At 68.7% G+C, this 12,801-nt stretch carries 11 protein-coding genes; 6 read left to right on the top strand and 5 right to left on the bottom strand.

Annotated elements, in window-relative coordinates; translation table 11 throughout:
* The first annotated feature begins 48 nt into the window (after nt 1-48).
* Nucleotides 49-825, top strand: coding sequence for a FadR/GntR family transcriptional regulator (locus tag ACTMO_RS0110625; protein ID WP_019854673.1), 777 nt, complete (start codon nt 49-51; stop codon nt 823-825).
* Between the two features lie 54 nt (nt 826-879).
* Here the strand turns inward: ACTMO_RS0110625 and ACTMO_RS0110620 are convergent, their stop codons facing one another.
* Both ACTMO_RS0110620 and ACTMO_RS0110615 read right to left on the bottom strand, forming a co-directional pair.
* Nucleotides 880-3,252, bottom strand: coding sequence for a LuxR C-terminal-related transcriptional regulator (locus ACTMO_RS0110620; RefSeq protein ID WP_245556122.1), 2,373 nt, complete (start codon nt 3,250-3,252; stop codon nt 880-882).
* A complete protein-coding gene (locus ACTMO_RS0110615; RefSeq protein WP_019854671.1) occupies nt 3,249-3,659 on the bottom strand; it encodes a VanZ family protein in 411 nt (136 codons plus the stop codon). Before ACTMO_RS0110615 ends, ACTMO_RS0110620 begins: the two co-directional genes overlap by 4 nt.
* Before the next feature lie 76 nt (nt 3,660-3,735).
* On the opposite strand from ACTMO_RS0110615, the gene pyk reads away from it, so the two are divergent.
* The gene (gene pyk, locus ACTMO_RS0110610; protein WP_084792104.1) at nt 3,736-5,157 is read left to right on the top strand and encodes a pyruvate kinase; all 1,422 of its coding nucleotides are present in this window, start codon (nt 3,736-3,738) and stop codon (nt 5,155-5,157) included.
* A gap of 109 nt (nt 5,158-5,266) precedes the next feature.
* The gene (tesB, locus tag ACTMO_RS0110605; protein WP_019854669.1) at nt 5,267-6,211 is read left to right on the top strand and encodes an acyl-CoA thioesterase II; all 945 of its coding nucleotides are present in this window, start codon (nt 5,267-5,269) and stop codon (nt 6,209-6,211) included.
* A 179-nt stretch (nt 6,212-6,390) separates the two neighbouring features.
* On the opposite strand, the gene ACTMO_RS0110600 is transcribed toward tesB, so the two are convergent.
* The gene (locus ACTMO_RS0110600; RefSeq protein ID WP_019854668.1) at nt 6,391-6,891 is read right to left on the bottom strand and encodes an Lrp/AsnC family transcriptional regulator; all 501 of its coding nucleotides are present in this window, start codon (nt 6,889-6,891) and stop codon (nt 6,391-6,393) included.
* Nucleotides 6,892-6,990: 99 nt separating this feature from the next.
* Between ACTMO_RS0110600 and ACTMO_RS0110595 the strand changes: the two genes are divergently transcribed.
* The 3 genes from ACTMO_RS0110595 to ACTMO_RS0110585 all read left to right on the top strand — a co-directional run bounded on the left by ACTMO_RS0110595 (nt 6,991) and on the right by ACTMO_RS0110585 (nt 10,167).
* The gene (locus ACTMO_RS0110595; protein WP_019854667.1) at nt 6,991-7,602 is read left to right on the top strand and encodes a LysE family translocator; all 612 of its coding nucleotides are present in this window, start codon (nt 6,991-6,993) and stop codon (nt 7,600-7,602) included.
* A gap of 127 nt (nt 7,603-7,729) precedes the next feature.
* Nucleotides 7,730-9,349: a D-alanyl-D-alanine carboxypeptidase/D-alanyl-D-alanine endopeptidase gene (gene dacB, locus ACTMO_RS0110590; RefSeq protein WP_019854666.1), complete on the top strand. Its 1,620-nt coding sequence runs from the start codon at nt 7,730-7,732 to the stop codon at nt 9,347-9,349.
* A gap of 107 nt (nt 9,350-9,456) precedes the next feature.
* Nucleotides 9,457-10,167 (top strand): DedA family protein, encoded by a 711-nt coding sequence (locus ACTMO_RS0110585; protein WP_019854665.1) that lies wholly within the window; start codon nt 9,457-9,459, stop codon nt 10,165-10,167.
* 127 nt (nt 10,168-10,294) lie between these two features.
* Here ACTMO_RS0110585 and bioB read toward each other — a convergent pair whose 3' ends face one another.
* Nucleotides 10,295-11,356 carry a biotin synthase BioB gene (gene bioB, locus ACTMO_RS0110580; protein ID WP_026449081.1) on the bottom strand — a complete coding sequence of 354 codons (1,062 nt, stop codon included), beginning with the start codon at nt 11,354-11,356 and terminating at the stop codon, nt 10,295-10,297.
* Between the two features lie 157 nt (nt 11,357-11,513).
* Nucleotides 11,514-12,794 carry a serine hydroxymethyltransferase gene (gene glyA / locus ACTMO_RS0110575; RefSeq protein WP_019854663.1) on the bottom strand — a complete coding sequence of 427 codons (1,281 nt, stop codon included), beginning with the start codon at nt 12,792-12,794 and terminating at the stop codon, nt 11,514-11,516.
* Nucleotides 12,795-12,801: the final 7 nt, after the last annotated feature.

Raw genomic sequence — 12,801 nt, 5'->3', positions numbered from 1 at the left:
CCGGTCGCCACGGACGGAGTGACTATTCTGGGCGCCCGGAAGATGCACGTGCCGTGCGACCGACATCTTCCGTTCGGGCCCGACCCGGGCGGGAGGAGCGCGGCGGCGAACGGAGCCAGCTTGAGCGGAGGACTGCACGGAAAGATCGTCGACGTTCTGGGGCGGGAGATCAGTGCCGGTGTCCATCCACCCGGCAGTGTGCTGCGCGTCGAGGATCTTGAGCAGCGTTTCGGTATCTCGCGCAGCGTGGTGCGCGAAGTGGTGCGCACGCTCGCCTCGATCCGACTGGTGGTGGGGCGTCAACGGATCGGCATCGTGGTCCGCCCGCGCGCCGAGTGGAACACCTTCGACCCGACGCTGATCCGATGGCTGCTGGAGGTGGACCGAACCAACCAGGTCAGGACCCTGGTGGAGTTGCGCACCGCGGTGGAACCGGTGGCGGCGGGAGCGGCGGCACACCGCGCCGAGACCGGTCAGGTCGAGGAACTCACCCGACTCGCGGGGCGGATGCGCGAGCTCGCCGTGGAAGGCGACCTGGAGGGGTTCCTGGAAGCCGACGTGGCCTTCCACTCCCTGGTGCTGAGCGCCTCCGGCAACGAGATGTTCGCCCAGCTGCACGAGGTGGTCCGGGAGGTGCTGCGCTGGAGGACCGAGCAGGGACTGATGCCCGCCCACCCGGAACCGATGGCCGTCGACCTGCACGGGGAGATCGCACGGTGCATCGGTGAGGGGAACAGCGCACGGGCGGAGGAGGCCGCCAGGGAACTGGTCGCCGAGTCGCTGCACGGGACACTGGCGCTGCTGGAGTCCTCTCCCGAGGCGTAACGCGCCGTGGGGACATCCTGCTTCCCTCCGGGGCGGAGGGAGGTCGCGGCGGGGTCAGGACTGTTCGGACTGCTGTCCCGCGACCCAACCGGCGATCTGGGCCCGTGAGGTGAAGTCGAGTTTCGTGAGAATGTGCTGGACGTGGCCCTCCACGGTTCTCAGGGCTATGACCAGCAGGTCGGCTATCTCCTTGTTCGTACGTCCCTGGGCGACCAGCCGGGCGATCTCGTGCTCCCGGTTGGTCAGCGGCATCGGGTGCACGTTGTCCCTGTTCGATCCGCGGCCGCGTTGTTTGATGTCCAGCGCGTAGTTCAACGCGGTCTCGGAGGACCACCGGTAGCCGCGGTCGAAGGCGTCGTTGTAGTCCTCGGCGCCGAGTTCCCGTTTCGTGGCGAGCAGATGGTCGCGGTGCTGCCCGGCGAAGGCGGTGTAGAGGTTCGGGGTGGAGCCGGCGGACTCCCAGGCCCCGCCGGCGGCGCCGAACAGGTAGGCGGCGCGTTTGTGGTTGCCGAGGTCGTGGGCGGCCCAGGCCATGGTGTCCATGGTGAAGGCGATGGCCAACAGGTTGCCCAGGCGACGCTGCAGGGTGAGCGCCTCCTTGAGCGCGGAGTCGGCCCGTTCCGGTTCCCCGGACAGGATCTTGAGGTAACCCAGTGCCCACAGTGTCCAGGAGCGCCAGTAGAGCTCCCCACGTCCCGTGGTGATCGCCAGGGCCTCGTCGAGCAGGTCGGTTCCCGCGCGTCCGTGCCCGCCGAGGGCCCGGGCCAGCCCCAGTCCGATCAGGGCGAACAGCTCACCCTGGGGGTCCCGGTGGTTCCGGAAGACGTTCAGCGCGTTCTCCAGCAGGCGGGGTGCGGACTCCGCGTCGCGGTCGAACAACGCCGCCATGCCGTAGACCTGGGTGAGATGGGCGCGTTCCAGCGGGGCGTGCTCGTTGCCGAGCGTGGTCAGGGCGGTGTCGAGGGAACGTCGTGCCCCGGAGACGTCCCCGTGCAGCAGGGTGAACCACGCGCTCATCGCCAGTGCCAGCGCCCGGTGATCCCGGGCGTGTTCCGTGGCGGTCAACGCCAGCGTCCGGTCGAGCCAGTGCCTGGCTTCCGCGTGCAGCCCGCGCAGCTGCCAGTAGCGTCCCAGTCCCATGGCCAACCGGAGCGCCCCCTCCGGCTCCGCGTTCGCCCGGTCGGGGGCGCTGGCCAGGTGCAGCGCGGCACGCAGGTTCGCCTGCTCCGCCCGGAGCCGCCGTACCCACCCGACCTGGTCGTCGCCGAGCCACTCGGCGGAGAAGCGTTCCACCATGCTCGCGTACCACCGGTGGTGTCGGGTTTCGGTCTCCGCCCGTTCTCCGGCCGCGCCGAGCTTCTCCAGTCCGTACTCGCGCAGCGCGTGTGACAGTCGATAACGGCTGGGTCCCTCGCCCGACTCGCGCAGCAGGATCGACTTGTCCACCAGGGAGTGGATCAGCGTGGCGGTGTTGCCCTGCGTCGCCTCCCCGAGCACGTACTCGGCTGCCTCCAGGTCGAAGCTGCCCGCGAACACCGAAAGACGGGCCCAGGCCCTGCGGTCCTGTTCGGTGCACAGCTCGTAACTCCAGTCGATCAGGGCTCGCAGGGACTGTTGGCGTCGGGGCGCGCCACGGCGCCCGGAGCTGAGCAGTTCGTAACGCTCGTGGAGTCGTTCCTCCAGCTGTTCCGGGGACAGGCTGCGAAGCCGGACTACGGCGAGTTCGATGGCCAGCGGGTTGCCGTCCAGCCGTTGGCACAGTCGCATCAGCACCGGGGCGTTGTCCGGAGTCACCTCGAACTCCGGAACCACGGCACGGGCGCGTTCGGCGAACAGCCGTACGGAGGCGTACTGCTCGTAGGCCTCCGGAGCGGGCAGCTGTTCCGGGTCCGGTGCCTGTAACGGGGGGACGACCAGGGTGCTCTCACCCACCGTGCCGAGGGACTGCCTGCTGGTGGCCAGCACCCGTACGCCGGGGCAGGAACTGACCAGGGTGTCCACCAGACGGGCGCAGGCCTCGACGAGGTGTTCACAGTTGTCCAGCACCAACAGGGTTTCCCGTTCCCGGAAGTAGCCGACGAGGTCGTCGAGTTCGGTGCCGCCGGAGGACTCGGGGATGTTCAGCTGGTCCACCACCGTGGCCGCGAGCAGGTCCGGGTCGTCGAGATCCCCCAGTTCCACCAGCCAGACCTTGTCGCGGAAGGACCTGCGCATGTTCGTGGCCACGCGCAACGCGAGTCGACTCTTGCCGATACCACCCGGACCGGTGAGGGTCACGATCCGGGAGTCGGCCAGCAGGCGTTTGGTGAGCGTGATCTCGCGCCGTCTGCCGACGAAGCTCGTGACCTCCGCCGGGAGATTGCCTCCGGCGGTACGCGAGCGAGCCCGTGCGGTGGAGTCCACGCAGCCGAGAATAACGCGACTCACCCGCGAAAACCGTGGATCTCGCTCGCTTCGTGAGGCTTTGACCTGCGACGAAGATCGCTCCTTCTGCGGTGCTCGCCCGTCGGTGGGAGCATGTGCGCGAGCAGCACACCGACGAGGTCCATCGCGACGTCCGCGGGGTCGCCGTGGCGGTTCACCGGCAGGACGGCCTGCAGCAGCTCGGACAGCGGGGCGTAGGCGACCAGCGCCGGAACCAGCACGGGACCGGGCAGACCGGCCAAGCGGCCGGTGGTGGTCAGCGCGAGGAAGAGCGTGAGGTGAACCAGCTTGTCCGTTCCCGGCGGCGCCGCCGGGACTCCGCTCGAAGGAGTGAAAAGTATCACCATGCTGGCCAGGCAGCACACGACGAAGAGCGTGCGGTGCAGGCGACTACTGAAAGGATCCAGCACTGTGGCCTCTCGGGACGTGGACAACGCCGACGGTGGCGTACTGCGCGCGCGATAGTACGGATTAGGCTGTGACATCGTGAGTCGACGAGCCAAGATCGTTTGTACTATGGGGCCAGCAACCGCCACCCCGGAGAAGGTGAGTGCGCTCGTCAGCTCCGGGATGAACGTCGCTCGGCTGAACTTCAGTCACGGTAGCCACGAGGATCATCGCCAGGTTTACGACATGGTCCGGACCGCGGCGGCGGAGTCCGGGCGTGCGGTGGGGATTCTCGCCGACCTGCAGGGGCCGAAGATCAGGCTGGGGACCTTCGCCGAGGGCGGGGTCGAGTGGAGCACCGGTGAGACGGTGCGTATCACGGTGGAGGACGTGACGGGAACTCACGACCGCGTCTCCACCACCTACGAGGGGTTGATCGGCGACGCCAGGGTGGGCGACCGTATTCTCGTCGACGACGGGAAGGTCGGGTTGACCGTCACCGCCGTGGAGGAGACCGACGTGGTCTGCGAGGTCGTCGAGGGCGGCCCCGTGTCCGACCACAAGGGGATCTCGCTTCCGGGGATGGACGTCTCCGTGCCGGCCATGTCGTCCAAGGACGTCGAGGACCTGGAGTTCGCGCTGGAGATGGGCGTGGACTTCGTGGCGCTGTCCTTCGTGCGGACTCCGGCCGACATCGACATCGTGCACCAGGTCATGGACCGGGTCGGGCGTCGGGCTCCGGTGATCGCCAAGCTGGAGAAGCCCGAGGCGGTGGACAATCTCGAAGCCATCGTGCTCGCCTTCGACGGGGTGATGGTGGCCCGGGGGGACCTCGGGGTGGAGCTTCCGCTGGAACACGTGCCGCTGGTGCAGAAACGGGCGATCAACATCGCCCGGGAGAACGCCAAGCCGGTGATCGTGGCCACCCAGATGCTCGACTCCATGATCGGGAACCCCCGTCCTACCCGGGCGGAGACCTCCGATGTGGCCAACGCTGTGTTGGACGGCACGGACGCGGTGATGCTCTCCGGCGAGACCAGCATCGGAGACTACCCGGTGGAAACCGTGGAGACGATGGCACGCATCGTCGAGGCGGTGGAGGCCGGCTCCTCGGAACCCCCGGAGCTCAGCCACGTGCCGCGCACCAAGCGCGGCGTGATCTCCTACGCGGCCCGGGACATCGGGGAGCGTCTCAGTGCCAAGGCCCTGGTGGCGTTCACCCAGTCCGGGGACACCGTGCGTCGACTGGCCCGGCTGCACACCAAGTTGCCCCTGTTCGCCTTCACCCCCGAGGAGTCCGTGCGGAGTCAGCTCGCTCTCACTTGGGGGACGGAGACGTTCCTGGTGCCTAGTGTGGAAACCACCGACCAGATGGTGCGCCAGGTGGACCAGGCGATGCTGTCACTGGGACGTTCGGAGACCGGTGACACCGTGGTCATCGTCGCGGGATCCCCACCCGGAACGGTGGGCTCGACGAACCTGGTCCGGGTGCACCGTCTCGGTGAGGAGGACCACGTCTGACCTCCCCGGAGTGTCACGGAACCGGAGTGCCGCGGTGCACGGCGCACCGTGCTCCGGCACTCCGTGCCCCGTGGGAGGACCCACCGATCGCCGACACGAGGAGCCCGAAGTGACCCGAGCGGCACGGGACGCGGCCGCGGACCCGGCAGGTACCAGCGGCCAGGCGTCCGTTCCGGTCGACGCCAGCGGTATGCCGCACGGACAGCCCGTGCTGGACAGGTTGGTCGCGTTACTGGATCTCGAACCCATCGAGGAGAACATCTTCCGGGGCGTCAGCCCCGCCGAATCCCCCGTGCGGGTGTTCGGCGGGCAGGTGGCGGGTCAGGCACTCGTCGCGGCCGGCAGAACCGTTCCGGACGACCGCAGGGTGCACTCGCTGCACGCCTACTTCCTGCGCCCCGGCGATCCGAGCGTTCCGATCGTCTACGAGGTGGACCGCACCAGGGACGGCCGTTCGTTCACCACCCGGCGCGTGGTCGCGGTGCAGCACGGAAAACCCATATTCTCGCTGTCGGCCTCCTTCCAGATCGAGGAACGGGGCATGGACCACTCCGAGCCCATGCCCGAGGTTCCCGCCCCCGAGAGCCTGCCCACCTACGGGGAGCGCATCGGGGACATGGCCGACGAGGTGGGTGGACTGGCGAACCTGCCGCGTCCCATCGACATACGACACGTCACCGAACCCCCCTGGTCGAGCAGGAAGGACGGCCCACGGGACGCGCGCAGCCGGGTCTGGATGCGGGCCGACGGGGAGCTGCCCGACGACGAACTGCTGCACGTCTGTCTGCTCGCCTACGCCTCGGACCTGACCCTGTTGGACTCGGTCCTCGTGCGGCACGGGGTGTACTGGGGGATCGACCGGGTTCACGGGGCCAGCCTCGACCACGCCATGTGGTTCCATCGTCGTTTCCGCGCCGACGAGTGGTTCCTGTACGACTGCAGTTCCCCCAGCGCCTCGGGAGCCCGCGGTCTGGCCACCGGGAACTTCTTCTCCAGGGACGGTTCGTTGATCGCCACCGTCGTGCAGGAGGGCCTGCTGCGGGTGGAGGACTGAATTTCGTTCGGCACGTTCCGGGTCAGGGCGCGTGACCGGCCACGAGGACGGACAACCGGGCGAACATCGTTCGGACCACGGTGTTTCTCGCCGTGTTCCCGGCCCGTCCTGCCGGGGTGTGTTTTCGCCCCGCCCGGAACGACTCCGGTTCTCCCCGTCGCCCCGCGTGACCGGAACTGTCATCCGCGTCTGCGTGCGGGCCGGGGGGCGCGCGGCGGAGTCAACGCACGGGTGTGGACCTGTTCGAGTACCACCGAGGTGGTGAAGTGGCGTACCTCGGTCCGGGCGGAGAGCTTGTCCACCAGGAAACTCTGTAGGTGGGCGCTGTCGGCCACCGCGACGTGCAGCAGGAAGTCCGCCTGACCGCTGACGTGCAGCAACGACCGCGTTTCGGGCTGGGCCATCACGAACTCGCGGAAGGAGTCCACCACGGCCCGGGTGTGCGGCCGTACGTTGATGGACACCACGGCCTCCAGGGTCAGCCCCGTGGCGGCCGGGTCCACGTCGATGTGTGATCCGGTGATCACCCCCTGTTCCCGCAGTCTGCGTACTCGTTGCAGACAGCTCGAAGCCGCCAGGCCCACCCGTTCGGCCAGGGTCCTGTTGGGCAGTGTCGCGTCGTTCTGCAACTCTTCGAGAATCCGCCAGTCGACCGAATCCAGTTCTGCGTTGGTGCTCATAACCGAACAATATACGTTGTAACTGGATTCAAGTCGAACTTCTGCTCCACTATTGCGATGTCCGTCGAAGATCGAACGATCCGATGTGGAGGAGTTGGCGTGCACATCGCCTGGGGTTCGTTCCTGCTCGCTCTGCTGGTGCTCATCCTGGTTCCGGGACCTGACTTCGTGCTGGTCACGAGAAACGCCGCCAGTGGGGCGCGATGGGGGTGGTTCGCCGCTGCCGGGGTCACCTGCGGGCTGCTCGTGCACGCGAGCGCGGCCACGGCCGGGCTCTCCGCGCTCGTGATGGCGGTGCCCGGCGCGTTGATCGTGGTCAAGGTGCTGGGGGTGGGATACCTGGCCTTCATGGGAGTGCAGATCCTGCGTCACGCGGGATCGGGAACGGCGGGGGAGGAGTCCGCGCCCGCCCCGACCTCGCGGCGTGCCGTGTTCTTCCGTGGAGTGCTCGTCGACGTGCTCAACCCGAAGGTGCTGCTGACCTTCCTCACCCTGCTTCCACAGGCGATGGACCCCGCGGGGGATCCCATGCCGCAGGCGATGATGCTCAGCGCGGTGGCGGTCTCCCTGTTCGCCACGTGGTGGCTGATCGTGGTGCCCTCGGTCGGCTGGCTGTCTGCCTTCCTGGCCGCCCCCAGGCGCAAGCAGGCCTTCGAACGCTGCTGCGGCGGGGCCCTGCTGGTGATGGCGGGCTCGATCGCACTGGCCTGAGCGGAACTCCCGGCGAACGCCCGCCGCGGCCGGTGCCGCGCCGGGCCGCCCGCCTCGCGGGACACACCGAAGGAGCAACCGCGTTGACCACGGACGCGCGCTGTGCTTCCTTGATCCGGTACGGAAGGTGTCCGACCGTGTCGGTTTCGTGGCCGGAGTCTCGGAGGCGGAGAGCGTGCGACGCGCGGTGGCTTTGCTGATCGGGTTCCTCGTGATGGTGCCGTTGACCACCGGCGCCGCCGCCCGGGAGGACGATCCGCACGAGCTGCGGACCGACCTGGACGGGATACTGGAGGACCCCCGCCTGGACGGAGCCACGGTGGGCGTGGTGGTCCGGGACCCCGAAACCGGCCGGACGCTGTACTCCAAGCACCCGCACCGGCGCATGACCCCGGCCTCCAACGCCAAGCTGCTCACCTCGGTGGCGGCGCTGCGCGTCCTCGGAACCGGGTTCCGTTTCCACACGCGGGTGCTGGCCACCGGCGAACGCCGTGGTCCCGTGCTGGCCGGGGATCTGTACCTGCGCGGAACCGGTGATCCGAGCATGCTCGCCCGCGACTACCGACGTCTGGCCGAGCAGGTCGCCGAAGCGGGCGTCGAGGTGGTCGACGGTGACCTGCTCGCCGACGACACCCGGTTCGACGACCCCGAACTGGCCAACGGGTGGATGGCGGTGGACGAGCCCTACCACTACGCCGCCCCGGTCTCGGCACTGACCGTGGCCCCCGACACCGACTACGACGCCGGATCCGTGATGGTCCGGGTCCGTCCGGCGGCCCCGGGACAACCGGTGCGCGTGAGCACCGTCCCCGAGACGGCGGCGATCCGGGTCGTGAACCGGGCTCGGACCACCACCGGGGACGCTTCCGGGGTCTCCGTCCACCGGGAGCACGGAAGCAACAGGGTGGTCGTCTCCGGCGGAATGTCCTCGACGGCCCGGCCACGTCGTTTCTTCCGCAGCGTGCCCGACCCCACCCGCTACGCGCTGGACGTGTTCCACAGCGCGCTGGAGCGCCACGGCGTGTCCGTCCGGGGAAGGACGGACACCTCCCGTGTCCCCGAGCACGCGCGCGTCCTGGCCGAACACCGGTCCATGCCGTTGGGGCGGCTGTTGGTGCCGTTTCTGAAACTGAGTAACAACGGCCACGCGGAGACACTGGTCAAGACGATGGGCCAGCGGGTCGCCGGGGAGGGGAGCTGGCGCGCCGGTCTTCGGGTTCTCCGACGGGAACTGGCGGAGCTGGGACTCGACCCGCGAGGTTACCGGCTGGTCGACGGGTCGGGTCTTTCCACGCTGAACACGATGAGTCCGGGGCAACTCGCGCGGTTGCTCGACGTCGTACGCGAGCAGCCGTGGTTCGACCGCTGGCGCTCCGCCCTGCCCGTGGCGGGGCTCTCCGAACGGATGGTCGGGGGGACTCTGCGGGGACGGATGGTGGGAACCGCTGCCGAGGGGAACGTGACGGCGAAGACCGGTTCGATGACGGGGGTGAGTGCCCTCTCCGGTTACGTGCACACCAGCACGGGGCGTGAACTGGTCTTCTCCGTGGTGTTCAACGACTTCCTCGGGACCCCGCCCCGGGACGTGCAGGACGCCCTGGCGGTGCGACTGGCCACGCACGGAAGTCCCCCGGGACAGCGGCGACCGGAGGAGGGCTCCGTGAGCGACGGTGGCCCCGAGGGGGTGGTGCGCGGGGAAGCCCCCTTCGATTCCCCGATCGAGTGTTCCTGGGTGAAGAGCTGCTGAAGCCGGTGGTACGGACACCCGGAGGTCCGGAGCTCGGGGAACTCCGGATTGGTGCGATCGTCCTCGCACGATAGCGTGGGTGGAAGTCGCCGGTCCGAGGAGTGTGTGTGTCTGTTGTCAGTGATCTGCTCGCCGCCGTCGCCGGACTGCCCCGGCCAGTTCTCGTGCTGGTGGTCGGTGCTTTGGTGCTGGGCGAGTGCACGCTGGGCATCGGATTTTTCGTTCCCGGGGAGAGCGGTCTGCTGATCGCCTCGGCCGCCGTCACCGACGTCGGGTTCTTCCTGACCCTGTCGTCGTGCGTGGCCGTGTGCGCCGCCCTGGGGGACAACATCGGCTTCTTCCTCGGACGGCGTTACGGCTGGCGGATTCGGGAGAGCGCGGCCGTGCGCAAACTGGGCCAGCGCCACTGGGACCGTGCCGGGGCGCAACTGCGGCGCTACGGGGTGGGGGCCGTGTTCGTGGCACGGTTCCTGCCGGTGGTCCGCACACTGACTCCCACGGCCGCGGGTGCCTGGGGTCTCGGCTACGGACGGTTCCTGCTCGCCTCCCTAGTGGGAGCCACCTCCTGGTCCGTGCTGCACGTGACACTCGGTTGGCTGGCCGGGGCCTCCGCCAAGTACATCGAACACATACTCGGTGGAGCGGGCTGGACCGCTCTGGGAGTGCTGCTGCTCTGCGGTGGGGGCGTCTGGTTGTGGCGGCGCCGTTCCGGCGGGCGGGCACGCCCCGCCGCCGAGGAGGTTCCCGGAACCGAGGAGGAGCCACAGGAACCCGTCGACGGAGCGGGTCGGTGGAGCTGGACCGACCGGGCCGCCTGAGCCCGCCGGTCGGCCCGGTTCCCTGTGTTCGGGCGGCCGGGGTCACCACGGGCGGTGGTTTCCCCGGGGCCGACGGAAGGTCCCGCCCGACGGGCGTTTCCCCCGACGGCTCCCACAGGACTTCCGCTCAGACGTTGGGGGCGAGGTCGGTACCCACGCCGCGCCTGCGGACGGTCACCAGGTCGTGCCGTTCCGGCGGCAGTGTGGTCTCCTCGGTGCCCTCCACGACGAAGCCGGCGTCGGTGATCAGCTGACGATCCTGGTCACCGGTCTGCCCCTCGCTGGTCAGATAGTCCCCGAGGAAGATCGAGTTCGCCAGGTGCAGCGCCAGCGCCTGCACGTTCCGCAGATGGATCTCCCTGCCCCCGGCGAGACGCACCTCCACGTCGGGGAAGAAGAACCGGTACAGCGCCAGGATGCGCAGACAGCGTTGCGGGGTCAGCCCCCACTGCCCCTCCAGCGGAGTTCCCTCCATGGGGATCAGGAAGTTGATCGGAACGGAGTCCGGATCGAGCTCCAGCAGTTCGAAGGCCAGGCTGATCACGTCCTCGTCGGTCTCCCCCATGCCGAAGATGGCTCCGGAACAGGGGGACAGTCCGGCGGAGGTGGCCTCGCGCACCGTGCTCACGCGGTCGGTGAAGGTGTGGGTGGAGCAGATGTCGCCGTAACGTCGTTCGTTCGTGTTCAGGTTGTGGCTGTAGGCGTGGACACCCGCTCCACGCAGCTGCTGCGCCTGCCCTTCGGAGAGCAGGCCGAGACAGGCGCAGATCTCCACCTCGGGCTGCTTGGCCCGGATGGCCTCGATGGTGTCGCTGATCCTGGTGATGTCGCGCTGTCCCGGGCCGCGCCCGCTGGCCACCAGGCAGATGCGTTTGGCCCCGGCCGTGGCCGCGGCGTCGGCGGCCGTGGCCGCCTCCTCGGGAGGGACCCACGAGTACTTGAGGATGTCCGAGTCGGCCCCGAGGCGCTGCGCGCAGTAGGTGCAGTCCTCCGGACACAGCCCGCTCTTCATGTTGATGATCGTGTTGAGCTTGACCCGGTTGCCGAAGAAGTGCCTGCGCACACGTGCGGCCGCGGCCACGACGTCGAGAACGTCGAACTCCGTGCCGAGCACCCGGGCGGCTTCCTCACGGGTGGGGGGCTGGCGGTCGAGAGCCTTGGTGACCAGTTCGTCCAGCGGATTCGTCATGCTGACGACGGTCGCCGACCACCGGCCGAACAACAAGATCGCGGAACCTACAAGATCGGACCCCGTGTTTTGTCGGATCCGGTTTCCGAGGGGACGAGCCGGTCACGGAAAAAGTGCCGCACCCCCACGGGGGTGCGGCACGACAGCGGTGACTTCCTCACAGGTTGGGGTAGAGCGGGTGCTTGGCAGCCAGCGCCTCCACCCGGGAACGCAGTTTCTTGCTGATCTCCTCGTCGAAGTCGGACTGCAGGGCGGTGGCGATGATCTCGGCGATCTCGGTGAAGTCCTCGGCGCCGAACCCTCGGGTGGCCAGCGCCGAGGTTCCGATGCGCAGGCCCGAGGTCACCATCGGCGGGCGCGGATCGTTCGGCACCGCGTTGCGGTTGAGCGTGACTCCGATCTCGTGCATCCGGTCCTCGGCCTGTTGACCGTTCAGCTCGGAGTCCCGCAGGTCCACCAGCACGAGGTGCACGTCGGTGCCGCCGGAGACGATCTTCACACCGGCAGCGGCCATGTCGGGCCGCTGCAGGCGCTCGGCGACGATCCGGGCGCCTTCGAGGGTGCGCCGCTGCCGGTCGGCGAACTCCTCACCCGCGGCCATCTTGAAGGCCACCGCCTTACCCGCGATGACGTGTTCCAGCGGCCCGCCCTGCTGGCCGGGGAAGACGGCCGAGTTGAACTTCTTGCCGAGCTCCTCCTGGGAGGACAGGATCACACCGGCACGGGGGCCGCCCAGGGTCTTGTGCGTGGTGGTGGTCACCACGTGGGCGTGCGGAACCGGGTTGGGGTGGAGCCCCGCGGCCACGAGGCCGGCGAAGTGGGCCATGTCCACCATGAGGTAGGCCCCGACCTCGTCGGCGATCTCCCGGAAGCGCTTGAAGTCGAGCTGACGCGGGTAGGCGGACCAGCCCGCGACGATCAGCTGCGGCCTGTTCTCCCGGGCGAGCCGAGCGACCTCGTCCATGTCGACGAGGTGGTTGTCCTCACGGACGTGGTAGGGCACCACGTTGTAGAGCTTGCCCGAGAAGTTGATCCGCATCCCGTGCGTGAGGTGCCCACCGTTGGCCAGGTCCAGCCCCATGATGGTGTCGCCGGGTTTGAGCAGGGCGAACATGGCGGCGGCGTTCGCCTGGGCGCCGGAGTGCGGCTGCACGTTGGCGTAGGCGGCGCCGAAGAGTTCCTTGACCCGGTCGATGGCCAGCTGCTCGACGACGTCGACGTGTTCGCAACCGCCGTAGTAGCGCTTGCCCGGATAGCCCTCGGCGTACTTGTTGGTCAGTACCGACCCCTGGGCCTCCAGCACCGCCTGCGGTGCGAAGTTCTCCGAGGCGATCATTTCCAGCGTGTTCTGCTGGCGGCGCAACTCGGCGTTGACCGCGTTGGCCACATCGGGATCGACCGATGCGAGCCGGTCGTTGAACAGATCGCCTGACGGCATGATCAAT

Origin of the sequence: Actinopolyspora mortivallis DSM 44261 (genome assembly GCF_000384035.1) — a bacterium.
Classification (GTDB): domain Bacteria; phylum Actinomycetota; class Actinomycetes; order Mycobacteriales; family Pseudonocardiaceae; genus Actinopolyspora; species Actinopolyspora mortivallis.
Note: the sequence above shows the minus strand (reverse complement) of the source record. Positions and strands in the feature narration are given on the sequence as shown.